Raw genomic sequence first — 26,936 nt, 5'->3', positions numbered from 1 at the left:
TGCTCCTTGCCGATGGCCAACCGACGACGCCCGAACCGGCTTCGACGAAGCGCGTCACTTCGCACGGACCTCGACGGTCCGTGACAGGAGGCCGTCGGGGCCGGTGCCTGTTCGCGCCCCGACTCTAACCGCGCACGGCTGCCGGAGGAAGCCGCGGACCGGCACGCCATCGCGCGCCACAGCCTCGCCCGAACCGTGAACCACGCCACACCCCCACTGCGAACGCCACCCCACGCGCACGACGCCGCCCGAAGGCCGCCACAACCCGCCCGCTATACTTCGTGCGGGGAGCGGAGCCGTTGCGGCGCCGCCTGATCCTGCACGCCTCACCTGGAAGGTATCCGTGATGATCTCTCGCTCGTCCGTGCTGCGCCTCGGTCGCGTCGGTGCTGCTGCCGTCGTGTCGCTCCTCCTCTTCGCCGGATGCGGCAAGCCACCGTCGGGCGTGCCCGATCTGCAGGGAGGCAAGCCCCCCGTGCAGGCCGAGGCCGCGACGCCGGCCGCCACGGCCGGGTTCGCGATCGCCTCGGCGCGCGCCGAGCAGCACCAGGGCCAGCTCGCGCTCGCGATCGAGTTCACGCAGGCCGTCGCGGGCTCGCAGTCGTTCGACGACCTCATCGCGGTCACCGACTCGAAGGGCGCCGCCGTGACCGGCAGCTGGGGCCTCGACGAGGATGCGAAGACGCTGCGCTTCCCGTACATCCAGGCCAACGCGAACTACACGGTGCGCCTCAAGCCTGGCCTCGCCGCCGCCGACGGCAAGACGCTCGGCAACGAGGCCACGAAGGACGTCTACACCGGCCCGCTCGAACCCGCCGCCGGCTTCGCCGCGCACGGCAGCGTGCTGCCCGCGCGCGAGACGCGCGGCCTGCCGGTCGTGTCGGTCAACGTCAACGAAGTGGACGTCGAGTTCCTGCGCGTGCGCGACGACGAGGTCGCGAACTTCTTCGCCGCGTACCAGAAGAACGGCCGCCGCGGCTCGTGGGACCTCGATCCGCAGTACGGCTGGTACGGTCGCGAGGGCAGGCCGGTCGCGCAGATCGCGGACTCCGTCTACGCCAACCGCTTCCTGCTCGCGGGCAAGGAGAACGAGCGCGCGCTCAACTACCTGCCGATCCAGAACATCAACGAACTCGCCAAGCCGGGCCTGTACTTCGCGACGCTGCGCCAGGCGGGCACGTTCCGCGACGAGCTCGAGACGAGCTTCTTCTTCGTCAGCGACATCGGCGTGCACACGCGCGCCTACAAGGATTCGCTGTTCGTGCACGCGGCCTCGCTCAAGAGCGGCGACGCGATCGGCGGCGTCGAGTTCCACGTGCTCGACGGCAAGGGCGAGACGGTCGCGAGCGGCAAGGCCGACGAGAGCGGCAACGCGCTGCTGTCGTACACGCTCAAGGCCGAGCACGTGCTCGTCGCGCGCTCGGGCCGCGACGTGTCGCTGGTGCCGTTCAACCAGCCCGCGCTGGATCTTTCCGATTTCGACGTCGCCGGCCGCCGCCAGGCCTGGTTCGACGTGTTCGCATGGAGCGGCCGCGACCTCTACCGCCCGGGCGAGACCGTGCGCCTGTCCGCGTTGCTGCGCGACAACGACGGCCGCGCGATCAAGCCGCAGCCGCTGTTCGTGACGCTCAAGCAGCCCGACGGCCGCCTCTACGCCGAGGCCAAGCTCGAGCCGAAGTCGCTCGGCTACTTCGAGTGGTCGCGCGAGATCCCGGCCGATGCGCCGACCGGCCGCTGGCAGGTCGAGTTCCGCCTCGACCCGGGCAGCAAGGAAGCCACCCAGGGCATGACGCTGCGCATCGAGGAGTTCCTGCCCGAGCGCATGAAGCTCGACCTCAAGACCGCGCAGGAGCAGCTCAAGCCCGGCGAGCCGCTCAAGCTCGAGGTGCAGGGCGACTACCTCTACGGCGCGCCCGCTTCGGGCAACCGCTTCAGCGCGCGCCTCACGCTCGCGCCCGACGTGCACCCGGTCGCGAGCAAGAAGGATTTCTTCTTCGGTGATCCGACGATCGAGCTGCCGAAGGAAGCCAAGGACATCATCGACGCCGAGCTCGACGAAGCCGGCGCCCACACCGAGGACGTGACCGTGCTCGAGGACGGCAACGTGAAGGCGCCCGTCTCGGCCGTCGTCGCAGGCAGCCTCTACGAGACCGGCGGCCGTACCGTCACGCGTTCGCTCGTGCGCACCGTGTGGCCGGCCGACGCGCTGGTCGGCGTGCGCCCGTTGTTCGACGTCAAGGACGGCGCCAGCGCGAACAGCCGCGCCGGCTTCGAGCTCGTGCGCAGCAACGCCGCGGGCGACCTGCTTGACGGCAAGGGCCTCAAGCTCACGCTCGTGCGCGAGCGCCGCGACTACCACTGGGTGTGGGACCGCGAGAGCGGCTGGCGCTTCAACTACAACGAGCGTTACGAGACCGCGCAGACGCGCGAGCTCGATGCCGAGGCCGGCAAGGCGATCCGCTTCGACGTCGACGTCGAATGGGGCGGCTACCGCGTCGAGATCCTCGACCCGGCCACGGGCCTGGTCACGCGCTTCCCGTTCACCGCAGGCTGGAGCTGGAACGACGACAACCGCGGCGACGAGGCGCGCCCGGACAAGGTCAAGCTCGCGCTCGACAAGCAGAGCTATCGCGCGGGCGACACGCTCAAGGTCACGCTGACGCCGCCGCACAACGGCCCCGGCGTGCTGATCGTCGAATCCGACAAGATGCTCTACACGCGCAACATCGACGCCAAGGCCGGCAGCACCTTCGAGATCCCGGTCACCGAGGAGTGGGAGCGCCACGACGTCTACCTGACCGCGCTGGTGTTCCGCGGCGGTTCGGCGGCCGAGCGCATCACGCCCGCGCGTGCGGTCGGCGAGGCCTTCATCCCGATGGACCGCAGCGACCGCAAGGTCGAGGTGCAGATCGAGGCGCCGCAGCTCATGAAGCCGCAGACGACGCTGCCGGTGACGGTCAAGGTGCCCGCGCTGGCCGGCAAGACCGCGCAGGTGACGGTGTCGGCGGTCGACGTCGGCATCCTCAACATCACGCGCTTCGCACGTCCCGACCCGATCGGATGGTTCTTCGCGCAGCGCCGCCTCGGCGTCGATGCGTACGACCTCTACGGCCGCGTCATCGAGAGCTTCGAAGGCGGCACCGCGAAACTGCGCTACGGCGGCGACATGGCGCTCGACGCGCTGCCGCAGGCACGTCGCCCGACCGCCAAGGTGCTCACCGTGGACCTGTTCTCGGGTGCGGTCGAACTCGATGCGCAGGGCAATGCCAAGATCGCCCTCGAGGTGCCCGACTTCAACGGCACGCTGCGCGTGACCGCGGTCGCGTTCGCCGAGGACCGCTACGGCAGCACCGATGCCGAGACCGTCGTGCGCGCGCCGCTCGTGGCCGAGATCAGCACGCCGCGCGTGCTCGCGCCGGGCGACCAGTCCACGGTCACGCTCGACCTGCAGAACTTCTCGGGCGCCGAGCGCTCGTTCCGCGTGCGCGTGCTCGCCGACAAGCCGATCGCGGTGCGCGACGGCGAACAGACGGTGACGCTCGCCGACAACGCCAAGAAGACGATCAACGTACCGCTGACCGCGCTCGAGGGCTACGGCGTCGGCACGGTGCGTGTCGAGGCCGATTCGACCGACCAGGCCGGCGAGGCGATCCGCATCCGCCGTGCGTTCGAGATGGTCGTGCGCGCGGGCTGGCCGTCGATCATGCGTTCGACGCCGCAGTCGCTCGACACGCTCGCGCCGATCACGCTCGGCGCAGGTGCGCTCGACGGCCTCATCGCGGATTCGGTCAGCGCGCGCATGACCGTCAGCGCGCTGCCGCCGCTGCCGTTCGCGGCCGCGCTGACCGACCTGCTCAAGTACCCGTACGGCTGCGTCGAGCAGACCACGAGCAAGGGCTTCGCCGCGCTGATCCTCGATGCGTCGACGGCCGAGAAGCTGCACGTCGACGGCCTCGACGCAGACACGCGCCGCCAGCGCATCGAAGGTGCGATCGGCCGCATCGCCTCGATGCAGGCCGGCACGGGTCACTTCTCGATGTGGGGCGGCGACACCGGCGTCAACACGTACATCACGCCGTACGTCACCGAGTTCCTGCTCGATGCGCGCGACGAGGGTTTCGTGGTGCCCGAGGAGATGCTGCAGAAGGCGCTCAAGCGCCTGTCGGACGACCTGCTCTCGGGCGGCAACCCGTACTACGGCTACGACAACTCCGACCACCTGCGCTTCGCCGGCCAGGCATGGTCGGCCTACGTGCTCGCCCGCGTCAACCGCGCGCCGCTCGGCACGCTGCGCGTGCTGTTCGACAACGAGCGCCAGAAGTCGCTGACCGCGCTGCCGCTCGCGCAGCTCGGCGTCGCGCTCAAGCTCATGGGCGACGCGCCGCGCGCCGAGAAAGCTGTCGAGGAAGCGTTCGCGAAGGACGTCAAGCGCCCGCGCTGGCTCGGCGACTACGGCTCGGACCTGCGCGACACCGCGCTGATGGTCTCGCTCGTGCAGCGCCACGGCCTTTCGAAGCCCGAGTACGGTGCACGCGTGTTCGACCTCGCGCGTTCGCTCAAGGTCGAGCAGCGCCAGGGCGAGCAGTCCGCGCAACGCTGGGGTGGCACCGCTCGCCTCTACCTCAGCACCCAGGAGCAGATCGCGATCGCGCGCCTCGGCAAGAACCTCATCGCCGACGGCGACGCGGTGGTGTCGGGCAGCCTCGAGATCGGCGGCACCGCGACCCCGGTCACGCCGGACCGCATCTGGAGCCGCGGCTTCGACGCCGCCGCGCTGCGTGCCGGCGTGCGCATGACGCCGCAGGGCAACCCGCCGCTGTATGCCTCGATCGACATCGCCGGCGTGCCGCGCACGGCGCCTGCGATCGACGACAGCAAGGTGTTCATCCAGCGCAGCTACTACACGCTGGACGGCAAGCCGTGGCAGGTCGCGCCGCTCAAGGAAGGCGACGGCCTCATCGTCGGCCTGCGCATCGAGGCGCGCGAGGCGATGCCCGACGCGCTGCTCGTCGACCTGCTGCCGGGCGGCCTCGAGATCGAGAACTTCAACCTCACCGACGCCAAGCAGTGGGCCGACGTGGTCGTCAACGGCATCACGCTGAGCGACCGCAGCAGCGCCGCCGACGTGCAGCACGAGGAGTTCCGCGACGACCGCTACGTGGCCGCGCTCAAGCTCGACCAGGGCCAGCAGGCGAACGTGTTCTACCTCGTGCGTGCGGTCTCGCCGGGCACGTTCCTCGTGCCGCCGCCGCTGGTCGAGGACATGTACCGTCCCGAGGTCCGCGGCATCGGCCGCAGCAGCGTCACCAGCGTGACGGTCGGCAAGCCCTGATCCACGCCACCCGCCGCCGGCCCTGTGCCGGCGGCGGGCCTGTGCGATGCAGATGATGGCTCGCCGCATCACCGCCCTCCCCGCCCCGTCACGACCTTCCGCACACGCATGACCGCGAGCCCCGACACCGCGGCCACGCACGACGCCGCGACGCCGCGTCGATTCCCGCGCCTGCGCCGATGGATGCGCCGCATCGGCATCACGATCGCCGTGCTGCTCGTGGCCGCGTTCGTGCTCGATCGGCTGTTCCCGCTGCCGCTGCCGACCGACTCGGGCGGCAGCACGGTGGTGCTCGCGCGCGACGGCACGCCGCTGCGTGCGTTCGCCGATGCCGAAGGCATCTGGCGCTATCCGGTCACGCCCGACGACGTCTCGCCGCTCTACCTCGATGCGCTGCTCGGCTACGAGGACCGCTGGTTCTACCGGCATCCCGGCATCAATCCGGTCGCCGCCGCGCGTGCGCTCGGCCAGATGGTCGCGAACCGCCGCATCGTCTCGGGCGGCTCGACGTTGACGATGCAGGTCGCGCGCATCCTCGAGCCGCAGTCGCGCAGCCTCGGCGGCAAGCTGCGCCAGGCCTTGCGTGCGCTGCAGCTCGAGGCGCACCTGTCCAAGCGCGAGATCCTCACGCTGTACCTCGACCGCGCGCCGTTCGGCGGCACGCTGCAAGGCGTCGAGGCCGCGTCGTGGGCCTACCTCGGCAAGTCGGCGCGCCGGCTCTCGCATGCCGAGGCCGCGCTGCTCGCGGTGTTGCCGCAGGCGCCGAGCCGGTTGCGCCCGGACCGCGAACCCGAGCGCGCACGCGCCGCGCGCGACAAGGTGCTCGACCGCATGGTCGCGCTCGGCGTGTGGACGCCCGCGCAGGTGCACGACGCGCGCGTCGAGAGCGTCGTCGCACGCACGCTCGAACCGCCGCTCAGCGCGGCGCTGCTCGCCGAACGCCTGCGCAGCGCGCAACCGCGCGCGCGGCGCATCGAGACGACGATCGACATCGAGCTGCAGCGCGCGCTCGAAGGCCGCGTGCGCGACTACCTCGCGCGGCTGCCCGAGCGCACCTCGGCGGCACTGCTCGTCGTCGACAACGCCGACCTCGCCGCACGCGCCTACGTCGGCTCGGCCACGTTCGGCGACGAGGCGCGCCTCGGCCACGTCGACATGGTGCGCGCATGGCGCTCGCCGGGTTCGACGCTCAAGCCGTTCCTGTACGGGCTCGCGCTCGACGACGGCCTCATCCATTCCGAAAGCCTGCTCGTCGACGCGCCGCAGTCGTTCGGCAGCTACCGTCCCGGCAACTTCGACATGGCCTTCAACGGCCCGGTCGGTGCGGCCGAGTCGTTGCGGCTGTCGCTCAACGTGCCCGCGGTCGACCTGCTCGATCGCGTCGGCCCCGTGCGTTTCGCGGCGCGTCTCGCCAACACGGGTCTCACGCTGCGCCTGCCGCGCGGCGTGGTGCCGAACCTGTCGGTGATCCTCGGCGGCACCGGCGTGCGCATGGAGGATCTCGTCGGCGCCTACGCCTCGCTCAACCGCAAGGGCGTCGGCGGACGCGTGCGCTACACGAACGACGCCCCGCAGCAGGATCGCCGCGTGCTCTCGGAAGGTGCCGCGTGGATCGTGCGCGAGATGCTCGAGGCGAACCCACGCCCGGGTTACCGCGCCGACACGTTCGACACCGGCGCCAAGCCGCGCGTGGCGTGGAAGACCGGCACGAGCTACGGCTTCCGCGATGCCTGGGCGATCGGCGGCACGCGCCGGCACACGGTCGCGGTGTGGATCGGCCGTCCCGACGGCACACCGCTGCCAGGGCAGTACGGCGCGGTCACGGCGTTGCCGCTCATGTTCCAGGTCGTCGACAGCCTGCCGCGTGCGGCGTTGTCGGCGGTGCCCGATGCGCCGCCGTCATCGGTGACCGAGACGGAGATCTGCTGGCCTCTCGGCCTCGCCTACGATGCGGCTTCGGCGACGACCTGCCACCAGAAGCGCAAGGCCTGGATCCTCGACGGCGTGGTGCCGCCGACGCTGCCCGAGCGCGAGGCTTCGCACTGGACCAGCGGACTCGTGCACGTGCGCGTCGACGCGAAGACCGGCGCACGCCTCACCGCAGGATGCACGGCGGCCGAGGAGCGCGGCCTCGAGGTCGCACGCTGGCCCGCTCTCGCGTACCCGTGGCTGTCCCGCGAGCAGCGTCGTCGCGCGAACCTGCCGCCACGTGCGGCAGGATGTACTGCCGACGGCCTCGACGCGACGCAGTCGCTGCGCATCGACGGCATCAACGACGGCGGCGCGATCGCACGCGCGCCGAACAGCGACAAGCCCGCGATGCTGCGCCTGCGCGCCCTCGGCACGACCGAGGAGGTGACCTGGCTCGTCAACGGTCGTGTCGAGGCACAGACGAGCGGCAGCCAGCCGTTCGAACATGCCTTCGCGGACACCGGTGCACAGACGGTCACCGCGATGACGCCGACCGGCGCATGGGCGCAGGTCGGCGTGCAGGTGCTGCGCTGACTCAGTGCTTGCGGCGCTCGGCGACGCGCTCGCGCACGGCTTCGAGTTCGGCCGGCGAGAGCTTGCCGTCCTTGTCGGTGTCGATCTGGTCGAAGCGCTTGGACAGGCGCGGGAAGGCCTTGGCTTCCTCCTTGTCGAGCAGGCCATCGCCGTTCGCGTCGGCGCTCTTCATGCGCTCGGGCAAGGTGCCCGGTGCGGGCGTGGCCGGCGCGGGATCGGCCGCGAACGACGTGGTCGACGCAAGGGCGAGGGCGAGCAGCAGGGGACGTACCGTCATGGGGTTCTCCGGGTTCGGGACAGGGCCGGCCGCGCGATGATCGCGCACCGGTTGCGGCGGCGCGAGTGGGCCGCTGCACCGTGTTCAACGCCGGCGCACGCGCACCGTTGACGCTCGTCGCGCAAACGGATGTAAAGCCAGCGCAAGTGAATGGGGTCCGGTGAATGGGGTCAGGTTCATTTGTCCTGACGTGATGGCACGTTCGAGTGAGTAACGCGGGACACATGAACCTGACCCCGGCTCGCAGCCTGGCTCGGATCGGACGCAGCTCGATCCACTTGGCGGACCCCGCGGCAGCGGCGCGCTAAACTGGCAGGTCCCACCTCCGGATGCCTCGCCATGCCCTCGTTCGACGTCGTCTCCAAGCTCGATGACCACGAAGTCACCAATGCCGTGGACCAGGCCAACCGCGAGCTCGACAAGCGCTTCGACTTCAAGGGCAGCGGCGCCTCGTTCGAACTCGCCGACGGCGTGGTCACGCTGAAGGCCGATGCCGAGTTCCGCCTCAAGCAGATGCAGGACGTGCTGCTGCAGCGCCTCGCCGCGCGCGGCATCGACATCCGCTGCGCCGACATCGCCGAGCCCGAGACCAATCTCGCGAGCGCGCGCCAGAAGGTCACGCTCAAGCAGGGCATCGACCAGACGCTCGCCAAGAAGATCGTCAAGCTCATCAAGGATTCGGGCCTCAAGGTGCAGGCGCAGATCCAGGGCGACCAGCTGCGCGTCAACGGCAAGAAGCGCGACGACCTGCAGGACGCGATCGCGTTCCTGCGCAAGAGCGACGTCGAGATGCCGCTGCAGTACGAGAACTTCCGCGACTGATCGCGGCCGCCTGCGGGACGCGGCACGACGTCCCACGGACGACCTGCGGGAGCCCGGATCACCGATCGTGTGATAGTTCGACCGACTCTCCTTCGCTGGATCAAGGCGTACGTCGCCATGTCCACAAGGAGTCCCTCGATGCGAACGCCCCATCACGCGCTCTGCGCATTGCTCACGCTTGTCGCCATGACGGACGCCACGGCCCAGACGGGCTCGCGCGGCCACACCGTCTCGGCACCGTCTTCCACGAATACGTCGACGACGACGGAAACCCTCCCTGCACCGCGCGTGTCATCGCTCTCGGAAGGCTTCGAGAACATCGCGCTCCTCGCCGGCAGAGGATGGTTCCAGCAGAACAACAGCCAGCCCGTGGGCATCACGGGCTGGTCGCAAGGACCGAGCGTGGCCAACGGAGGGCCCATCGATGCACACGCCGGCAGCGCCAACAGCTTCATCAGCGCGAACTTCAACAACACCACCGGCGGTACGGGCTCGATCAGCAACTGGCTGGTGACGCCAGAGCTCGATTTCGGCGCCGGCGCGACCTTCACGTTCCATACGCGCAAGTCGCTGCCCGACAATTTCGCCGACCGCATCGAGGTGCGCCTCAGCCTCAACGGTGCGGGCACGAACGTCGGCAGCGGCGCGAGCGGCACCGGCGACTTCTCGAGACTGCTGCTCTCGATCAATCCCGATCTTGCGCTCGGCGTCTACCCGACCACCTGGACGTCCTTCACGCTGTCGCACGCCGAGGGATTGCCGCACTCGGGCTCGGGACGCATCGCGTTCCGCTATCACGTCACGAGCGCCGGACCGAGCGGTGCACATTCGGACTTCATCGGCCTCGACACGGTCAGCTACACGGCCGGTCCACCCGAGTACTCGATCGGCGTCATCGTGAGCGGCCTCACCGGCAGCGGTCTCACCGTCACGCTTGACGGCGGAGCGCCGATGGCGATCAGCCAGAACGGCATCTTCCGCTTCCCGGGTTACGTCGCGCCGGGCACGGCCTACACCGTCGCCGTCGAGACACAACCCGGCACGCCGTCCCAGACGTGCACGACCAACGCGGGCACCGGCACGGCGACGTCGGATGTCCTCCTCGGCATCGCCTGCACGACGGACCGTTTCACCGTCGGTGGCACGATCTCGGATCTCGTCGGCTCGGGACTTAGGCTGACCCTCGGCAGCCAGACGTTGATCGTCCCTGCCTACGCGACGAACTTCGTGTTTCCCAACAGCGTCGCCTCGGGATCGACCTACGCGGTGGCGATCGCGTCGCCGCCGCGCTTCCCGCACCAGGTCTGCACGCTCTCGAACGGCGGCGGCACGATCGGTCACGACCATATCGACGATGTCGGCATCGCCTGCGCCCTGGATACCGACGTGCTGTTCGCGAACGATTTCGAGGTCCCGCCGACACCGACGGGAGCGGCGATCGCGACGTCGACGGCCGATACCGGCGTTGATGCGCGCACCTCGATCGCATCGCCGTCGGTGGCCGAGTCGCAGGCGGACAAGGCAACGTCGTCAGCGGCATCCGGCATGGTGTCCGCGACCGGCACGCATGACGCGGACGGTGTGTCATCGACGGCCGCGTTGGTGACACCGCGCGGCACGCCCGACGCCGTGCCGCTGCCGACGCTCGATCGCGTCGCACTCGCCGTACTCGCGGGACTGCTCGTGCTCGCGACGGCATGGACGCGTCGCCGACGCGCCGTGTGATCGTGCACCGGAGCGGCGGCGCATGCCGTCGCTCCGGAACGTGTCGAGTCGCGAGACCTCGACGGATACGCGAAGCGAGTCGCGTCGAGCACCAGCACGCCGTCATGGCGGTGACCGCCAGGGCGTTCTCCCGGCGGGCCCGCATGACCTTCGCTCCCTTCACGCGAAGGATTCGGCGGAAACGAGCCTGCGCTACACGTGCCCCGACGCCACCATGCGCATGCGCGCCATCAGCGTGCGCAGCGCGAGCGGCTTGAGCGGCTTGTGCAGCAGATGACAGCCGGCAGCCGCGACCGCGTCACGCACGCCGTCGCTGTGGTCGGCGGTGATGATCGCACACGGCAGCGCACGCGCCTCGGCGCCGAGCGCCTCGCGCAGGTCGAGTCCGGTGACCGTGTGATCGAGGTGGTAGTCGAACAGCAGGATGTCGGCGCCGTCCTGCTCGAACGAGGCGAGTGCCTGCTCGGGCGTGCGCGCCGCACGCACGTCGCATTGCCAGCCGTCGAGCAAGGCCTGCATCGCGCGCAGCACGGCGGCGTCGTTGTCGACGACGAGCACGCGGCTACGCGGCAAGGCAGGCACGGGGACGTCCGCGCGCACCGGTGACGGCGTGCTCGCCGCCGCGAGCGGCACCTCGATCGCGAACATCGTGCCGTGGCCGACGCGCGAACGCAGGCGCAACGGATGGCCGAGCAGACGCGCGATGCGCTCGGCGATCGCGAGGCCGAGACCGAGGCCATCGCCCGTGTCGCCGAGGCGGCGGAATTCCTCGAAGACGAGACCGCGGTCGGCCTCGGCGATGCCGACACCGGTGTCCCAGACCTCGATCGACAGCGACGTGCCACGACGCCGGCAACCGAGCACGATGCGTCCGCGGCTCGTGTAGCGCACCGCGTTGGCGAGGAAGTTCTGCACGACGCGGCGCAGCAGCTGCGGATCGCTGTCGACCCAGGCGCGCGTCGGGATGCAGTGCAGGCCGAGGCCGCGCTCCTCGGCGAGCACGCGGAACTCGGCGGCGAGGCCGCGCATCCAGTCGTCGAGCGCGAACGCACGCCGCTGCGCCTGCATGCGCCCGCTGTCGAGGCGCGACATGTCGAGCAGGCCCGACAGCAACGCCTCGGCCGAGGTCAGCGAACCGTCGATGTGGCCGAGCGCCTCGCGGTACTCCTCGTGACGCAGGCGTTGCGCGAGCGCGTGCGTGAACAGGTGCGCGGCATTGAGCGGCTGCGCGAGGTCGTGGCTAACCGCGGCGAGGAAGCGGCCCTTCGCCTTGTTCGCGCGCTCGGCCTCGCGCTTGGCCGAGGCGAGCTCGGCGGTGCGCTCGCCGACGCGCTGCTCGAGCGTCTCGGCGACGCGCTTGAGTTCGGTCTCGCTGCGACGGAACGCGGTGACGTCGGTGAACGTCGCGACGAAACCGCCGCCCGGCATCGGGTTGCCGCGGATCTCGACGACGCGCCCGTCGTCGTCGCCCGGGAAGCGGCGCTCGGTGACGTACGGCGTGCCTGCACGCATGTGGGCAAGACGCTTGCCGACCTCATGCTCGAGTTCGTCATTGCCGGCGAGGCCACGCCGCGCATTCCAGCGCACGAGGTCGGCCACCGGCACGCCGACGCGCAGCAGCTCGGGCGGGTAGTCGAACAGCGCCGCGTACGGTCGATTCCAGGCGACGAGGGCGAGCTCCTTGTCGACGACGCTGATGCCCTGGCTCATGTTCTCGAGCGCGGCCTCGAGCACGCGCTGGTTGAAACGCAGGTCCTGCGAGGCCTCGCCGACGATCGCGGCGACGGTCTCGAGTTCCGCACCCTGCTCGCGCCGCGCGACCGTGAGCAGCAGGCGCGCCGACGCCGCACCGATCACCGCGGCGAGTTCGTGCTCGACCGCGGCGACCGTGTCCTCCGGCGCGAGCATGCCCTCGCCTTCCGCCGGCAGCAGCGTGGCGACCTGCTCGGGCGGCAGGAAGCGTGTCGCGAGTGCGCGCAGCTCGTCGATGCCGACGCCGCCGAGCCGCGGCGTCGAGGCGGCATGCGCGAAGCGCGAACGCGCAACCAGCGCGAGCACGGCGAGGTTCGCGGCGAGGCTCGCGACGACGGCGCGTCCGAGCCGGCTCCAGTCGTCGAGGCCGAAAAGGCGATCGGGCGCGAGCCAGGCGAGGCCGAACGGCCCCTCGCGCATCCACGGCGACGTGGCATCGGCGATCGTCGGCAGCAGCAGAGCGTAAAGCCACACGAGCGTGCCGACGACGAGGCCGGCGCCGACCGCACGCGCACCGATCTGCGGGCGGTAGACCGCGGCGAGCACGCCCGGCGCGATCGCCGCGAGCGCCGAGAACGACAGCGCGCCGATGTCGGCGAGCGCGTCGTTGGCGACGAGCACGCGGCTGTACATCCACGCCGCGAGCACGACGCACAGGATGATGATGCGGCGCTGCACGAGCACTTCGCCGCGCAGGTCGCCGGCGGCGCGGCGCCAGCCCCAGCGCACGCGCAACGGTGCGATCCAGTGGTTGCCGATCATGAGGCTCAGCGCGAGCGTGGCGACCACGACCATGCTCGTCGCGGCGCTGAGGCCGCCGAGGAACGCGACGAGCGCGAGGCCGTCGTGGCCTTGCGCGAGCGGCAGCGCGAGCACGTAGAGATCCGAGGGCACGCCGACCGGCGCGAGCAGCGCATCGCCCGCGCGCGCGAGCGGCAGGATCGGCAGCGCGACCACGAGCATGTACAGCGGGAACAGCCAGCGCGCCGTGCGCACGTGCGCGGGATCGCGGCATTCGACGACGCCGGCGTGGAACTGGTGCGGCAGCGTGAACGTCGCGAGGGCACCGAGCATGACCAGCGTCGCGAAACCCGACGCGCCGCCGGCCGGCGGCGGTTCGACGGCGGTCGAGGCCGGCAGGTCGAGGCCCGAGACGACGAGTGCGCCGAGCGCGAGCATCGCGACGAGCTTGAACAGCGATTCGAACGCCATCGCGAGCACGAGGCCGCGGTTGTGCTCGATCGCGCTTGCGCGACGGGTGCCGAACAGCATCGCGAACAGTGCCATCGCGAGCGCGACCCACAGCGCACTGTCCTGCCAGGCCGAGACCGCGAGCTCCTGGCGCCGCGCGAGCATGCCGTAGCTCATCGCGACCGCCTTCAGCTGCAGCGCGACGTACGGCACGATGCCGAGCACGGCGACGAGCGTGATCAGCGCCGCGATGACCGGGTTGCGACCGAGGCGGATCGCGACGAGGTCGGCGATCGAGGTGCTGTGGTGCGCGCGCGCGATCGCGACGAGGCGCATGAGCACGCCGAAGCCGAACGCGTAGAGCAGGATCGTGCCGATGAAGGTCGGCGGCATCCACCAGCCCGACCGCGAGGCCTGCGTGACCGTGCCGTAGAACGTCCACGAGGTGCAGTACACCGCGAGCGACAGCGCGTAGACGATCGACCAGTGCCGCGCGAGGATGCGTGGCTGGCGGTCACCGACGAGCGCGACACCGAACAGCAGGCCGAGCCAGAGCAGGCCCGCGGCGAGGATGCCGAGATCGGTCAACATCGCGAGGCTGCGCGCATGTTCGACATGCGATGCACGCGGGATGCGGGACGATCATGCGCGCGCCGGTCGACGCGGCCATCGTGGTTCATGCAGAACACGACACGAGGCTCGGGCACATCCACCACACTGCCGGCCTCCGTCGTCACGCCGGCAGGCTCCGCGGCATGCCTGCCGCGGAGCATCGCGTCACTCGAGGGGAGCGCCGAGCGCCTTCGCGAGGTTGGCCACCCAGCGAAGCTGCGCGCCCGTGCGCGTGTCGTAGTCGGCACCGCCGTAGCCCCACCAGTCCCAGCACGCCTTCGGATTGAGCGGCGCGTAGCTCGCCTGCGCCTGAGGATACAGCACGACCACGTTCGCAGCGTCGGCCCAGCGGTTGTAGCCGGCCTCGGCGACGAAGGCCTGACCGACCGCATCCACGTTCTGCTGGCAGCCGTGGAAGGCGATGTGCAGCGCGCAGGTCTCGCCGGCCGCACAGGCCTTGGGCACGTAGAGGTAGCCCTTCTCCGCGAGATGCGGGGCCTTGTCCTTGTCGGCATACGCCGCCTGCTCGAACGTGCGCAGCTCGCCGTTGCCCGCACCGGGCGTCGCCGCGAGTGACGGCACGAGCGCGGCGAACACCGCGTGCGCACCGTCGAAACCGCACTTGCCGAGGTAAGGCGATTCGGCCTTGTCGCAGGCCGCGCCGGCCGACTCGGTCGGGAACGTGTGCGCGATCGCACGCGCGGCGTCTTCCTCGACGACCGCACCGCCGAGCTGGCGGTACAGCTCGGCCGAGGCCGCGCTGACGCCGGCACCGACCGTGGTATCGAGCGTGCCGTGGAACACGAACACGCGATCGCCTTCGAGTCCCGCCAGCGGCGCGAGTGCACCGGAGGCCGCACGATCGCGAACACGTGCGGCGAGCGCTGCCGCATCGGGACCGCTGACACCCTGCGCGGGATTCATGCAACGCCCGAGCGCGGTCTCGAGACTGCCTTCGGCACAGCCGTAGGGACCGCCCGCGAGCAGCGCCGCACCGGCGATGCGATCCGAGAACGCGAGGTGCACCTGCGTGGCCATGTACGCGCCCGACGACAGGCCCGACACGGTCGTGCGCGAAGCGTCGAGCTTGAGTGTGGGCAGGGCCGAGGCCGGAGCCTCGGCACCGCCGCAGGCCGACAGCGAGGCCAGCATCGCCGCGGCGAAACCGGCCGCGGCAGCGTTGCGGACGTGGTTCATCAGAAGTTGTACCGCGCGGTGACGTAGTAGTTGCGCGGCATCGCGTAGTACGCCGTCTGGATGTTGCCGACGCTCGAGAACTCCTGCGCATCCGTCTTGTAGAGCTTGTCGGTCAGGTTGCGCACGCCGGCGCGCAGCTGCCAGCGGTAGTCCGGCGAGTCCCAGATGCCGAACAGGCCGGCCGTCGTGAAGGCGTCCTGCTTGAGCACGTCTCGGTTGTCGACGCTGAGCCAGCTGTCGGCGCGGTAAGACACGTCGCCACCGAACGTGAGGCTGCCCGAATCGCCGAGGCTGAACACCTGGCTCGCGGCGAGGCGCGCGGTCCACTTCGGCGAGAACGGCACGTGGTCGTGCAGGCCCGCGAGCGCCGGCGTGGTGAGCACGCGCGGATCGTTGAACTCGTCGTAGCGCGCGTCCATCCAGCCGACCTGCGCCGACAGGCGCGTGCCCTCGCCGACCAGCGCGGTGCCTTCGAACTCGACGCCGTCGATCTTGAGCTTGGCCGCGTTGAGCACCGGGAAGCTGCCCGCTTCCTCGCCGCTCACGCGCGCCTGGAAGTCGTCGTAGTTGCTGTGGAACGCGGTGACGCTGCCGAGCAGGCGACCGTCGGACGAGCTCATCTTGAGGCCCATCTCGTAGGTCCAGACGAACTCGGGATCGAACTCGGGACGCGCCGCTTCGGCGGCGGCGTTGGCGCGGCCGTTGAAGCCGCCCGACTTGAAGCCGCGGTTGGCCGAGACGTAGCCCATGAGCTGGTCGCTGAAGGCCTTCTGCAGGCTCAGCGAGGGCGTGACCGCGTTCCAGGTCTTCTTCGCGTCGAACGCGACCGTGCCGTTCGGAAGGATCAAGGACAGCGGCGGCCCCCAGAACGTGCTCGTCGAGCGCTCGTAGTCCTTGGTCTCGCGCGTGTAGCGGATGCCGGCACCGAGGGTCCAGCTCGGCGCGAACTCCCAGTTGACCTGGCCGTAGGCGGCCGCGCTGCGCGTCTCGAGATCGTCGCCGATCGTGCGGAGGAACGTCGCCGGCACGCCGCCGAGACTGAAGAGGTCGTCCGCCCACGCGTACTGCGTCGACGGCACGTGCTCGCGCATGAAGTACAGGCCGTAGGTCGCGTGCAGGTTGCCGCCGTTGTCGTACTGCGCCTGCAGTTCCTGGCTGAACTGGTCCTGGTCGATGCCGACGTAGACGTCGCCAAGCGAGAACTGCGAGGCATCGATGTCGATGAAGGCCTTCGAGCTGAGGTCGCGGTAGGCGGTGATGCTCTTGAACATCCACGCATCCGACGGCGTCCACGTCAGCGCCGCCGAAGCGCCCTTGTGGATGAGCTTCTGGCCCTGGTCGGGATCGAACGAGGTGCGCGTGCGGTAGTTGTAGTCGCCGGCATCGACCGGGCGCAGCACGACCGGACCGCCCGGAATGTCGGTGCGGATCAGCGGCGCCTCCGCATGGCCGAGCGTGAGCGCCGCGTCCTGGTGCGTGTAGTCGACCGAGAACACCGCCTTGAACGTGTCGCTCGGGTTGCCGACGAGCTTGAGGCGGATCGCCTTGGTGTCGTCGTCGTTGTAGCGCTTGCCGGTGACGGGATCCTTCACGTAGCCGTCGTTGCCGGTGCCGACCAGCGCGGCGCTGAGGCCCCAGGTGTCGCTGAGCGGCGTGGCGACGTAGGCCTTGGTCTCGAACAGGCCGTAGCTGCCCGCGGTGACCTCGACGCTGCCCGTGGTTTCGCTGCCCGGTTCCTTGGTCACGACCTTGATCGCGCCGCCGGTCGAATTCTTGCCGTACAGCGTGCCCTGCGGGCCGCGCAGCACCTCGATGTGGTCGACGTCGAACAGCTTGAACAGCGCGCCCTGGATGCGCGAGTAGTAGACGTCGTCGACGTACATGCCGACACCGGGATCGAACGTCTGCAGCGCATCGGGCTGGCCGATACCGCGGATGAACACGTTGACCGACGACGACGAGCCGCGGCCCTGCACGATGTTCATGTTGGGCACCGAGCCCTGCAGGCCGTCGATGTTGCTGGCCTGCATCTCGACGAGGTCGTCGGCGCCGAACGCGCTGACCGCGATCGGCACTTCCTGCAGCGTCTCCTCGCGACGGCGCGCGGTGACGACGACGCCGTCGAGGCGCTGCGTCTCCGTGGCGTCGTCCTGCGGCGCGGCCGGTGCCGCATCCTGTGCGTGGACGAAGGGCGCGGAGGCGCCCAGCAACAGGCCGATGGCCAGACTCAAGTGCGTGCGCTTCATCGCGATCCCCCTCGTGTTTTTCTGTCGTTCTCGTGGACGCGCGCGACCGATCCGGCCGCGTACGGAATGGGCGCAGCCTAGGCAGTTCGATGCGGGCCGGCACTTGTACCTTCGTACAAGGGGACGCCGCCGCGGGTGCTGCGGATACTGCGCGGCCATGGGTCGCCGCGCGCGGCCACCGCGGAGCGTCGGATGTCCCTGTTGATCGTGCTGGCCGCCCTGGCCTTCCTCATGTTCGTGGCCTACCGCGGCTATAGCGTCATCCTGTTCGCGCCGATCGCCGCGCTGGGTGCCGTGCTGCTGACCGATCCGTCGCTGGTCGCGCCGATGTTCACCGGCCTGTTCATGGACAAGATGGTCGGCTTCCTCAAGTTGTACTTCCCCGTGTTCGTGCTCGGCGCGGTGTTCGGCAAGCTCATCGAGATCTCGGGCTTCTCGAAATCGATCGTCGCGGCGACGATCCGCGTGGTCGGCGCGCAGCGCGCGATGCTGTCGATCGTGCTGGTCTGCGCGCTGCTCACCTACGGCGGCGTGTCGCTGTTCGTGGTGGTGTTCGCGGTGTACCCGTTCGCGGCCGAGCTGTTCCGCCAGAGCGACATCCCCAAGCGCCTCATCCCGGGCACGATCGCGCTCGGCGCGTTCACGTTCACGATGGACGCGCTGCCCGGTACGCCGCAGATCCAGAACATCATCCCGACCGCGTTCTTCGGCACGACCGGCTGGGCCGCACCGATCCTCGGCACGCTCGGCGGCGTGTTCATCCTGTGCGTCGGCATGGTCTACCTCGAGTGGCGTCGCCGCAGCGCCGCGCGCGCGGGCGAGGGCTACGGCACCAGCCTCGTCAACGAACCCGAACCGTTCCGCGGCGACCGCCTCGCGCATCCGCTCGTCGCGATCCTGCCGCTGATCCTGGTCGGCGTGTCGAACTACGCGTTCACGCAGTGGATCCCGACGCTGTACGGCGCGAGCCACGCGTTCGTGCCCGCGGTGATCGGCTCGCCCGCACCGGTCGTGCAGGAGGTGCCGAAGCTCGCCGCGATCTGGGCCGTGCTCGGTGCGCTGCTGGTCGGCATCGCGACCGTGCTCGTGTTCGCGTGGCGCAACGTCATGGCCGCGTTCGCCGAAGGCAGCCGCAACGCGGTCGCGGGCGCGCTGCTCGCGTCGATGAACACGGCGTCGGAGTACGGCTTCGGCGCCGTCATCGCCGCCCTGCCCGGCTTCCTGCTCGTCGCGCAGGCGCTGCAGGCGATTCCGGATCCGCTCGTCAACGAGGCGATCTCGGTGACCGCGCTGGCCGGCATCACCGGCTCCGCCTCGGGTGGCATGAGCATCGCGCTCGCGGCGATGGCCGACAGTTTCATCGCGAACGCGAATGCCGCAGGCATTCCGATGGAGGTGCTGCACCGCGTCGCCTCGATGGCCTCGGGCGGCATGGACACGCTCCCGCACAACGGCGCGGTGATCACGCTGCTCGCCGTCACCGGCCTCAGCCACCGCCAGAGCTACAAGGACATCTTCGCGATCACGCTCGTGAAGACCGCGGCGGTCTTCGTGATCATCGGCCTCTACTACGCCACGGGACTGGTCTGATCGCTCAGGCCCTCGGCGTCTCCGGACCCGTCGTCCCCGGCAGGCGCCGCGGCGGCGAGAGCGTGTCCTCCATGCCGGGCACGTAGAAGCGGAAACGGTTCTTGCCGGCGCGCTTGGCCTCGTACATCGCGAGGTCGCCGTTCTTCATGAGCTGCGACGCGTCTCGCGCATCCTCGGGGAACAGTGCGACGCCGATCGACACGCCGAACGCGAGCGCGTGGCCTTCGATCGCGAGCGGCTTGCCGAGCGTGTCGATCAGCGATGTCGCGAACGTCGACACGCCGCCGCGCAGGCTGCCCGTGCTGTCCGGAGCGACCTGGGCGAGCAGCACGAATTCGTCGCCACCGAGGCGCGCGAGCATCGATTCGAGGCCGGCGTCGGCCTCCACCGCGGCACGGAACCGCTCGGCAAAGCGGCACAGCAGTTCATCACCGACGTCGTGCCCGAAACTGTCGTTGACGCGCTTGAAGTCGTCCATGTCGGCGAACATCACCGCGAAGCCGTCGCCACCGTCGCGGTGCGCGGCGATGAGCGCGTCGAGGCGCTCGCGGAACGCGCGACGGTTGGCCAGGCCAGTCAGCGCATCGGTGTTGGCGATGCGGCGGATGTCGCGGTCGTGCCGGCTGATACCCTCGGTCATGCGTGCGAACGCCTGCACGAGATCGGCGATCTCGTCGCCGCCGTCGCGCCCCGGCAGCGCCGTGGCGAAGTTGCCGGCCTCGATCTCGCGCGCGGCCTGGGCCAGCCTGCGGATCGGACGGATCATCGTGCGCTGCATGATCGCGCTGATGCCGAGGCCGAGCACGAGCGCGAGTGCGAGCAGGCCCGCGATGCCGGCCAGGTAGCGTTCGCCGAGCGCATCGATGCGCTCGGCCAGCGCCGCATTCGCACGCTCCTCGTAGCGATGCACCGATGCCAGCGAGTAGCCCACGCGCACGCCGCCGAGGCGCTGGTCGCCGAGCATGATCGGCGCAGCGACATCGAACACGTCGCCACGCGATCGCAGGTGGAGGGACCTCGAGGCCGCGATCGCCGCCGCGTCCTCGTCGTCCATGACCTGACCGTAGCGCGCGATGTCGTCGCTGCCGTCGTGCACGATCGCGCCATCGGGGTCGTAGACGATCACCGAGGCGACGTCGGGCTGCGAGAGCAGGTCGCGCACGATGCGCCCGATCGCCTCGAGGTCGAAGTGGTAGAGGGGATTGACCAGCGTGTCGGCCGCGCCCGTGCCGACCGCGATCGCCTGTACGCGCAGGCGCTCGAGCACGAGCGTGCGGATCGACTGCTGGCTCAGCTCGAGCATCTCGCGCTGCATCGCCCACTGCCGCTGCAGCAACGTGCCGAGCGCCAGCACCGCGAGCACGAGCGCGACCGCGACGAGGGCGAGGAACTTCGCCTGCAGGCCGCGCAGCCTCATTCGATGTCCCTGCTCACGCGGTCCACGCCTTCACGCAGGCGCACGAGGTCGGCTCGATCGCGCGGCTCGATCGGGAAGAAGCGCAGCGAACGGTGGAAGCGTCCGAGCGCATTGCGTGCCTCGACGTCGTCGGCTGCGGCGAGCAGCACGTCGCGCAGGCGTGCGGCGACTCTCGCATCGAGATCGCCGCGCACCATCTCGACGCCGCGCGGCACGTCCGGCGTTTCGCGGAGGATCATGAAATCGTTGCGGAAGAATTCCGGCACCTTGCGCGGATCGTTCCAGTCGAGGTCGCTGACCGCGCCGACATCGACGAGCTGCTTGTGCACCCAGGTGGCGACGTTGCGCTCGGTGCGCGCGAATACGAAGCCGACCGCACCGGGCGCCGGTGCATCGGTGGGCGAGGTCAGGATATCGAGCGCCATGCCGCGTTCGAGCAGCTCCATCGCGGGCACGAAATACGCGCTCGTCGACGTGCGGTTCTGGAACGCGATGCGACGGCCGCGCAAGTCGTCGATCGAACGGATGTCGCCGTCCTTCCGCGCGAAATAGATCGTGTGGTAACGCCGCGTGCCGTTGCGCTCGGACAGCACGAACGGCTCCGCGCCGGCGCGCCTTTGCAGCAGCATCGCGCCGCCGGCGGTCTCCGACACCCAGTCGACGCGGCCGCGGCGCAGGTAGCTGGCCATCTGCAGCGCATCGTTGGCCATGAGCACGCGGCCTTCGCGGATGCCGACGTCGGCCATCCTCGGCACGACGTAGTCGAGCAGCGCCTTCATCGCCTCGTACTGCGACTTGGGATCGTCGCTGACGCGGCCGAGCACGAGCACACCCGGCGCCTCCGAGGCACGCACGGGAAACGGCACGGCGAGCATCGCCACGAGGACGGCCATGACCGTCCACGCCCCCCTCGAACGCACGAACCCGCTGCCCACGCTCACCCCCATCCGGCAAGGCCCGCGAGCCTAGCCGAAACGCGCATCCGCGCACAGGCCGGGCGGCCTGCCTGGCCACGCCGCGCGGGTGGAACGGGCACCACCGCGTGCCGTGGTGAAGCAAATACCGTTCCACCTGCTGATGCCGAGTCCGAGGCGTATTGCCCCGCCACGTCGATCCGGTGCAGCCGATCGGCCCGCCATGGCCTTGCCAACGCGGGCCCGTGCAGCTTGCCGCGGCAGCGGTTCGCAGGCTCGAAGCCGACGCCGCGAGTCACTCCCCTGTTGCCGCGTCAGCCTCTCCGCCCATGGCGCCGCGAGGCTCTCCCCGCTCGAACGCATCGACCTTCGCGCACAGCGACGCGAACACCGGGGCGAGACGCCACTCGCCGGCGAGGTTCCAGATCACGAACAGCACGAGTCCGGCGAAACCAAGGCCGAGCGCGACGACGTCGCCACGCGCGATGCCCCAGGCGCCGAAGCCGAGCGCCGGCACGAGCGCGGCGGCGTAGTACCCGAGCCGATGCAGGCGGGAATCGCCCACCGCGAGCTGGGCGACCAGCGCGCGCTCGAGGGGATCGAGTCCGAGGCGGCTCATGCGGCGTTCGCCCTTGCGCCCTGCGTGCGCGACGCGCGCGCCGTCTTGTCGATCACGCCGTGCATTCGATCCTCCCGCATGCGTTGATGCCTCGTGGATCGATCATAGCGGTGTGTCCGCCGACGCACCGCACCGACGGTCGCGAACCTCAATGCGGGATCGGATCGAGATCGGGCTCGACCCAGGCAGCGCGCGCCGCATCGGAGAACAACCGTGCCGGCGTGTAGTGGGTGAGCATGACGCGGCTGTCGAAAAGCGGCGTACTGCGCGCCGAGAAGGACTCGAACGTTCCACCCGGATGGCGCGCCATGAAGTGCGCGACGGCGAGCGTCCAGGCGCGCGTGAGTGTCTCGTGGTACTTCGACGGGGCGATACCGTGCGAGGCGAGGAACACCTGCAGCGAGGCGCGCATCGCCTGCGGCGCCCCCGCGACGCCGTGCTCGACGAGATGCACGTAGGCCAGGCGCACATGGGCACGGTGATCGAACGCGGAAGGCGCGATGCGCCCGGCATCGAAGGCCGAGCGGAACGCGAGGTCGGAGACGGAAACGGCGTGCTGCGGCATGACGCTCTCCTTCGTGATGTCGTGACCCATGCGCCGGCGGCGATGGCTGACGACGTGATGCCGGCAAGGATCGATGCGCGGTGGTCGAACCCGCGATGCGCCGCAGCCCGCGGCGCGTCGTGCGCGCAGGTGTCCACGCCGTGTCCCCACAACGAAAAAGCGGGCCGAAGCCCGCTTTCTCTTGTCACGCGATGACGCGGAGGATCAGCCTTCGCCTTCCTCGACCGCCTTCATCGACAGGCGGATGCGGCCCTGCTTGTCGACCTCGAGCACCTTGACCTTGACGATGTCGCCTTCCTTGAGCTTGTCCGAGACCTTCTCGACGCGCTCGTTGGAGATCTGCGAGACGTGGACGAGGCCGTCCTTGCCCGGCAGGATCGTGACGAACGCGCCGAAGTCCATGAGCTTGGCGACCTTGCCCTCGTAGATGCGGCCCGGCTCGACGTCCGAGACGATCATCTCGATGCGCTTCTTGGCCTCGTCGGCCGCGGCGCGGTTCACCGAGGCGATCACGATCGTGCCGTCGTCGGTGATGTCGATCGTCGTGCCGGTCTCTTCGGTGATCGAGCGGATCACCGAACCGCCCTTGCCGATCACTTCGCGGATCTTGTCCGGGTGGATGCGCATCGTGAGCAGGCGCGGCGCGTACTCGCTCATCTCGGTGCGCGCGGAGCTGATCGCCTTGTTCATCTCGCCGAGGATGTGCAGGCGCCCCTGCTTGGCCTGCGCGAGTGCGACCTTCATGATCTCCTCGGTGATGCCGTCGATCTTGATGTCCATCTGCAGGGCGCTGATGCCGTCCGCGCTGCCGGCCACCTTGAAGTCCATGTCGCCGAGGTGGTCCTCGTCACCGAGGATGTCGCTGAGGACGACGAACTGGTCGCCTTCCTTGACGAGACCCATCGCGATACCCGCGACCGGCGCCTTGAGCGGCACGCCCGCATCCATCATCGCGAGCGACGAACCGCAGACCGACGCCATCGACGACGAACCGTTCGACTCGGTGATCTCCGAGACGACGCGCAGCACGTACGGGAACGACTCGATCGTCGGCTTGACGGCGAGCACGCCGCGCTTGGCGAGGCGGCCGTGGCCGATCTCGCGGCGCTTCGGGCCCATCATGCGGCCCGCTTCACCGACCGAGTACGGCGGGAAGTTGTAGTGGAACAGGAACGTGTCCTTCGACTCGCCCTCGACCGCGTCGATGATCTGCGCGTCGCGGCCGGTGCCGAGCGTGACCGTGACGAGCGCCTGCGTCTCGCCGCGCGTGAACAGCGCCGAGCCGTGGGTGCGCGGCAGCACGCCGGTGCGGATCGTGATCGGGCGGACCGTGGTCAGGTCGCGGCCGTCGATGCGGACCTTGGTGGCGAGCACCGAAGCGCGCAGCGTGTTGTACTCGAGCTCGCCGAACTCCTTGGCGAGGTCGGCGGAGGCCCAGGCGTTCGCTTCGGCGTCGGCCTTGAGGCCGGCCAGCACGTCCTTCTTGAGCGCGCTGATCGCGTCGCGGCGCTCGATCTTGTCGCGCACGGCGTAGGCCGTGGCGAGGCGATCGCCGACCGCGTTCCTGATCGCGCCGACGAGCGCCTCGTTCTTGACCGGCGCAGCCCACGTGAACGACTTCTTGCCGACTTCGGCGACGAATTCGTTGATGGCCTGGATCGCGCCCTTGAGCGCGTTGTGGCCGAACACGACGGCACCGAGCATGACGTCTTCGCTGAGCAGCTTGGCTTCCGACTCGACCATCAGCACCGCGTTGGCGGTACCGGCGACGACGAGCTCGAGCTCCGAGGTCTTGAGTTCGGTCGCGGTCGGCATGAGCAGGTACTGGCCGTTCGCGTAGCCGACCTTGGCCGCGGCGATCGGACCGTTGAACGGCAGGCCCGACAGCGCGAGCGCGGCCGAGGCACCGATCATGGCGGGGACGTCACCGTCGATCTCCGGATTCAGCGACATGACCGTCGCGATGATCTGGACTTCGTTCTTGAAGTCTTCCGGAAAGAGCGGGCGGATCGGACGGTCGATGAGGCGCGAGGTCAGCGTCTCCTTCTCCGTCTGGCGGCCTTCACGCTTGAAGAAGCCGCCCGGGATGCGGCCACCGGCGTAGAACTTCTCCTGGTAGTCGACCGTGAGCGGGAAGAAATCCTGCCCCTCGCGCGCCGACTTGGCGCCGACCGCCGTGACGAGCACGACGGTGTCGCCGATGCGAACCACCACCGCACCACTGGCCTGGCGGGCGATTTCGCCCGTTTCCAGCGTGACCTGATGATTGCCGTACTGGAACGTCTTGGTTACTTTCGCCACTGCCATCTCTCCTGGTCGGTCGATCAACGGCGCAGGCCGAGGCGTTCGATCAGCGACTTGTAGCGGTCGCCGTCCTTGCTCTTGAGGTAGTTCAGCAGCCGGCGGCGCTGGTTGACCATCTTGAGCAGGCCGCGACGCGAGTGGTGATCCTTGTCGTGGCTGGCGAAGTGCGTGGAGAGGTGCTCGATGCGCGCCGACAGCAGCGCCACCTGGACTTCCGGCGAACCGGTGTCGTTGGGAACGCGGCCGAAATCGGCGATGATCTTGCTGGTCTGTTCAACGTTGAGCGACATGTAGGCAACCCTATCGATGCAGGGCGAGGCTTGGGAACGGCCACCCACCGGTGACGGTTTCCAAACCCCGCGTGGAGGTTCTTGGGGGTGAAAGCTCGCCATTTTAGCGGGCAAAGCCTTGTCGTCACAAGTTGTCCACACGACTTTCGTGACGCTGTCGCCGGGCGAACGGTTTGATCGGCAAAGCTTTTCCGCCATCGGGGCGGCTTGCGCGACGCGTTGCCGCTGCCTGCAGGCCCGATCCGCGAGAGCGGGCCACCCCTCTGCCCGTCCGGGCCACGGGACGCGGGGCCGGTGATCCGGAAGGCAATCCGCCGGATCTGCCCCGATCAGACCGCGACGGACGGTTCCGCGACGGCCGACGTGTTGAATCCTCGCAGCGTGCGCAGCACACCGTCGTCCCCGCATTCGGCCAGCGCGAGCGCGCTCCCGTCCGGCCCACGCACCAGGCAGAGGCCGGCGCGCGCACCATGGCCCAGCGCGATTGCCTGTCCCTGGCGCAGGCGCAGGCTCGCATCGGCATCGAGATCGACGACCGGATGGCCGCGCAGGCCGTCTCCGATCGACAGCAACTGCGCGTCGAGCGCGGCGTGCCCCCCGGTCGCAGCGAGCGCCTCGAGCGCCTCGATCGTGAGCATCGTGGGCGCCTCGAACGGGTCGATCCACAGACGACGCAGTACGGTCACATGGGCACCGCAGCCGAGCCGTTCGCCGAGATCGCGCACGAGGCTGCGCACGTACGTGCCCGAACCGCATTCGACGAGCAGGCGCAGGCGGTCACCCTCGCGCGCGATCAGCTCGAAACGGAACACCTCGGCGTCACGTTCGGGGATGTCGACGGTCTCGCCGCGGCGCGCGATGCGGTACAGCGGTTCGCCGTCGCGCTTGAGCGCCGAATAGATCGGCGGCACCTGGCGGATGCGGCCGCGCAGCGTCGCGAGTGCCTGCTCGATCGTCGCCTCGTCGAGCGGCGGCACCGCGCGCCGCTCGACCACTTCGCCGTCGGCATCGGCGCTGTCGGTGGTGACGCCGAGCAAGGCCTCGGTGAGGTAGGCCTTGCGCGAGCCGAGCAGCAGGCCCGCGATCTTGGTCGCCTCGCCGAAACAGATCGGTAGCAGGCCCGTCGCGAGCGGATCGAGCGCGCCGGTGTGGCCGGCCTTGGCCGCACCGAACAGGCGCCGCGCGTGCTGCAGCGCGGTGTTCGAACTGACGCCGGCGGGCTTGTCGAGCAGCAGGATGCCGGTGACGTCGCGCCACGCGAGACGTGGCGCGGAGCCGCGACGCTGCCGCTGTCGTTTGGTCTCACCCAAGGCGCACGCTCACTTGTTGAGCGCGCCGACGATCATGAAGATGAAGAAGCCGATCAGCGCGACCACGCCGACGATCGTGCGCGCGAGCCACGGTGCGGTCAGCCATGCGCCGACGACGGCGCCGGTCGTCTTGACGACCGTGCCGGTGGTGTCCTGCGATCCCGTCACGGCGGCGCGGATCGGATAGCCGCAACCCGGGCAGGCGTGGGCCTGGTCGGAGATCTCGCGGCGACATTCGGGGCATGCCATCAGGGCCATGGTGTCCTCC

17 protein-coding genes are annotated in these 26,936 nt (G+C 69.8%); 5 read left to right on the top strand and 12 right to left on the bottom strand.

The genetic code is table 11. The features are described from left to right. Positions 1-346 precede the first annotated feature (346 nt). Positions 347-5,332 carry an alpha-2-macroglobulin family protein gene (locus tag ACQQ2N_RS13305; protein ID WP_440222058.1) on the top strand — a complete coding sequence of 1,662 codons (4,986 nt, stop codon included), beginning with the start codon at positions 347-349 and terminating at the stop codon, positions 5,330-5,332. A gap of 108 nt (positions 5,333-5,440) precedes the next feature. Further along, positions 5,441-7,837 (top strand): penicillin-binding protein 1C, encoded by a 2,397-nt coding sequence (gene pbpC / locus ACQQ2N_RS13300; RefSeq protein ID WP_440222057.1) that lies wholly within the window; start codon positions 5,441-5,443, stop codon positions 7,835-7,837. Position 7,838: 1 nt separating this feature from the next. Here pbpC and ACQQ2N_RS13295 read toward each other — a convergent pair whose 3' ends face one another. Further along, positions 7,839-8,114 (bottom strand): hypothetical protein, encoded by a 276-nt coding sequence (locus tag ACQQ2N_RS13295; protein ID WP_440222056.1) that lies wholly within the window; start codon positions 8,112-8,114, stop codon positions 7,839-7,841. Positions 8,115-8,453: 339 nt separating this feature from the next. On the opposite strand from ACQQ2N_RS13295, the gene ACQQ2N_RS13290 reads away from it, so the two are divergent. Then, positions 8,454-8,936 (top strand): YajQ family cyclic di-GMP-binding protein, encoded by a 483-nt coding sequence (locus ACQQ2N_RS13290; RefSeq protein WP_440222055.1) that lies wholly within the window; start codon positions 8,454-8,456, stop codon positions 8,934-8,936. A 288-nt stretch (positions 8,937-9,224) separates the two neighbouring features. After that, positions 9,225-10,661 carry a choice-of-anchor J domain-containing protein gene (locus ACQQ2N_RS13285; protein ID WP_440222054.1) on the top strand — a complete coding sequence of 479 codons (1,437 nt, stop codon included), beginning with the start codon at positions 9,225-9,227 and terminating at the stop codon, positions 10,659-10,661. Positions 10,662-10,853: 192 nt separating this feature from the next. Here the strand turns inward: ACQQ2N_RS13285 and ACQQ2N_RS13280 are convergent, their stop codons facing one another. The 3 genes from ACQQ2N_RS13280 to ACQQ2N_RS13270 all read right to left on the bottom strand — a co-directional run bounded on the left by ACQQ2N_RS13280 (position 10,854) and on the right by ACQQ2N_RS13270 (position 17,659). Beyond that, a complete protein-coding gene (locus tag ACQQ2N_RS13280) occupies positions 10,854-14,195 on the bottom strand; it encodes a hybrid sensor histidine kinase/response regulator (protein WP_440222053.1) in 3,342 nt (1,113 codons plus the stop codon). 186 nt (positions 14,196-14,381) lie between these two features. Then, positions 14,382-15,413 (bottom strand): extracellular catalytic domain type 2 short-chain-length polyhydroxyalkanoate depolymerase, encoded by a 1,032-nt coding sequence (locus ACQQ2N_RS13275; RefSeq protein ID WP_440222052.1) that lies wholly within the window; start codon positions 15,411-15,413, stop codon positions 14,382-14,384. After that, complete coding sequence (locus ACQQ2N_RS13270; protein ID WP_440222051.1) at positions 15,413-17,659, bottom strand: TonB-dependent receptor; 2,247 nt, start codon at positions 17,657-17,659, stop codon at positions 15,413-15,415. The genes ACQQ2N_RS13275 and ACQQ2N_RS13270 overlap by 1 nt, the downstream gene beginning before the upstream one ends. 192 nt (positions 17,660-17,851) lie before the next feature. Here ACQQ2N_RS13270 and ACQQ2N_RS13265 point away from each other — a divergent pair, with 192 nt between their 5' ends. After that, positions 17,852-19,249, top strand: a complete 1,398-nt coding sequence (locus ACQQ2N_RS13265) for a GntP family permease (RefSeq protein WP_440222050.1) — start codon at positions 17,852-17,854, stop codon at positions 19,247-19,249. Positions 19,250-19,253: 4 nt separating this feature from the next. On the opposite strand, the gene ACQQ2N_RS13260 is transcribed toward ACQQ2N_RS13265, so the two are convergent. The 8 genes from ACQQ2N_RS13260 to ACQQ2N_RS13225 all read right to left on the bottom strand — a co-directional run bounded on the left by ACQQ2N_RS13260 (position 19,254) and on the right by ACQQ2N_RS13225 (position 26,926). Further along, positions 19,254-20,666 (bottom strand): diguanylate cyclase domain-containing protein, encoded by a 1,413-nt coding sequence (locus tag ACQQ2N_RS13260; RefSeq protein ID WP_440222049.1) that lies wholly within the window; start codon positions 20,664-20,666, stop codon positions 19,254-19,256. Beyond that, a complete protein-coding gene (locus ACQQ2N_RS13255; protein ID WP_440222048.1) occupies positions 20,663-21,559 on the bottom strand; it encodes a phosphate/phosphite/phosphonate ABC transporter substrate-binding protein in 897 nt (298 codons plus the stop codon). Before ACQQ2N_RS13255 ends, ACQQ2N_RS13260 begins: the two co-directional genes overlap by 4 nt. 316 nt (positions 21,560-21,875) lie before the next feature. Next, positions 21,876-22,199 (bottom strand): hypothetical protein, encoded by a 324-nt coding sequence (locus tag ACQQ2N_RS13250; RefSeq protein WP_440222047.1) that lies wholly within the window; start codon positions 22,197-22,199, stop codon positions 21,876-21,878. A gap of 148 nt (positions 22,200-22,347) precedes the next feature. After that, a complete protein-coding gene (locus ACQQ2N_RS13245; RefSeq protein ID WP_440222046.1) occupies positions 22,348-22,764 on the bottom strand; it encodes a hypothetical protein in 417 nt (138 codons plus the stop codon). A gap of 204 nt (positions 22,765-22,968) precedes the next feature. Then, positions 22,969-25,065, bottom strand: coding sequence for a polyribonucleotide nucleotidyltransferase (gene pnp, locus ACQQ2N_RS13240; RefSeq protein WP_440222045.1), 2,097 nt, complete (start codon positions 25,063-25,065; stop codon positions 22,969-22,971). A gap of 23 nt (positions 25,066-25,088) precedes the next feature. Then, a complete protein-coding gene (rpsO, locus tag ACQQ2N_RS13235) occupies positions 25,089-25,358 on the bottom strand; it encodes a 30S ribosomal protein S15 (RefSeq protein WP_440222044.1) in 270 nt (89 codons plus the stop codon). A 329-nt stretch (positions 25,359-25,687) separates the two neighbouring features. Further along, complete coding sequence (truB, locus tag ACQQ2N_RS13230) at positions 25,688-26,668, bottom strand: tRNA pseudouridine(55) synthase TruB (protein ID WP_440222043.1); 981 nt, start codon at positions 26,666-26,668, stop codon at positions 25,688-25,690. 9 nt (positions 26,669-26,677) lie between these two features. Continuing rightward, positions 26,678-26,926 (bottom strand): hypothetical protein, encoded by a 249-nt coding sequence (locus ACQQ2N_RS13225; RefSeq protein WP_440222042.1) that lies wholly within the window; start codon positions 26,924-26,926, stop codon positions 26,678-26,680. Between the last annotated feature and the right edge of the window lie 10 nt (positions 26,927-26,936).

The sequence above is a fragment of the Dokdonella aquatica genome, from assembly GCF_051987395.1.
Lineage (GTDB): Bacteria > Pseudomonadota > Gammaproteobacteria > Xanthomonadales > Rhodanobacteraceae > Dokdonella.
The sequence above is the reverse complement of the archived record's forward strand: the minus strand, read 5'-3'. Positions and strand labels throughout refer to the sequence as shown.

Excerpts from the sequence above, each read along its gene's own strand:
- ACQQ2N_RS13305 (WP_440222058.1), top strand. The coding sequence starts at position 347 with ATGATCTCTCGCTCGTCCGTGCTGCGCCTCGGTCGCGTCGGTGCTGCT.
- pbpC (WP_440222057.1), top strand. The coding sequence starts at position 5,441 with ATGACCGCGAGCCCCGACACCGCGGCCACGCACGACGCCGCGACGCCG.
- ACQQ2N_RS13295 (WP_440222056.1), bottom strand. The coding sequence starts at position 8,114 with ATGACGGTACGTCCCCTGCTGCTCGCCCTCGCCCTTGCGTCGACCACG.
- ACQQ2N_RS13290 (WP_440222055.1), top strand. The coding sequence starts at position 8,454 with ATGCCCTCGTTCGACGTCGTCTCCAAGCTCGATGACCACGAAGTCACC.
- ACQQ2N_RS13280 (WP_440222053.1), bottom strand. The coding sequence starts at position 14,195 with ATGTTGACCGATCTCGGCATCCTCGCCGCGGGCCTGCTCTGGCTCGGC.
- ACQQ2N_RS13275 (WP_440222052.1), bottom strand. The coding sequence starts at position 15,413 with ATGAACCACGTCCGCAACGCTGCCGCGGCCGGTTTCGCCGCGGCGATG.
- ACQQ2N_RS13270 (WP_440222051.1), bottom strand. The coding sequence starts at position 17,659 with ATGAAGCGCACGCACTTGAGTCTGGCCATCGGCCTGTTGCTGGGCGCC.
- ACQQ2N_RS13265 (WP_440222050.1), top strand. The coding sequence starts at position 17,852 with ATGTCCCTGTTGATCGTGCTGGCCGCCCTGGCCTTCCTCATGTTCGTG.
- ACQQ2N_RS13260 (WP_440222049.1), bottom strand. The coding sequence starts at position 20,666 with ATGAGGCTGCGCGGCCTGCAGGCGAAGTTCCTCGCCCTCGTCGCGGTC.
- ACQQ2N_RS13255 (WP_440222048.1), bottom strand. The coding sequence starts at position 21,559 with ATGGCCGTCCTCGTGGCGATGCTCGCCGTGCCGTTTCCCGTGCGTGCC.
- ACQQ2N_RS13250 (WP_440222047.1), bottom strand. The coding sequence starts at position 22,199 with ATGAGCCGCCTCGGACTCGATCCCCTCGAGCGCGCGCTGGTCGCCCAG.
- ACQQ2N_RS13245 (WP_440222046.1), bottom strand. The coding sequence starts at position 22,764 with ATGCCGCAGCACGCCGTTTCCGTCTCCGACCTCGCGTTCCGCTCGGCC.
- rpsO (WP_440222044.1), bottom strand. The coding sequence starts at position 25,358 with ATGTCGCTCAACGTTGAACAGACCAGCAAGATCATCGCCGATTTCGGC.
- ACQQ2N_RS13225 (WP_440222042.1), bottom strand. The coding sequence starts at position 26,926 with ATGGCCCTGATGGCATGCCCCGAATGTCGCCGCGAGATCTCCGACCAG.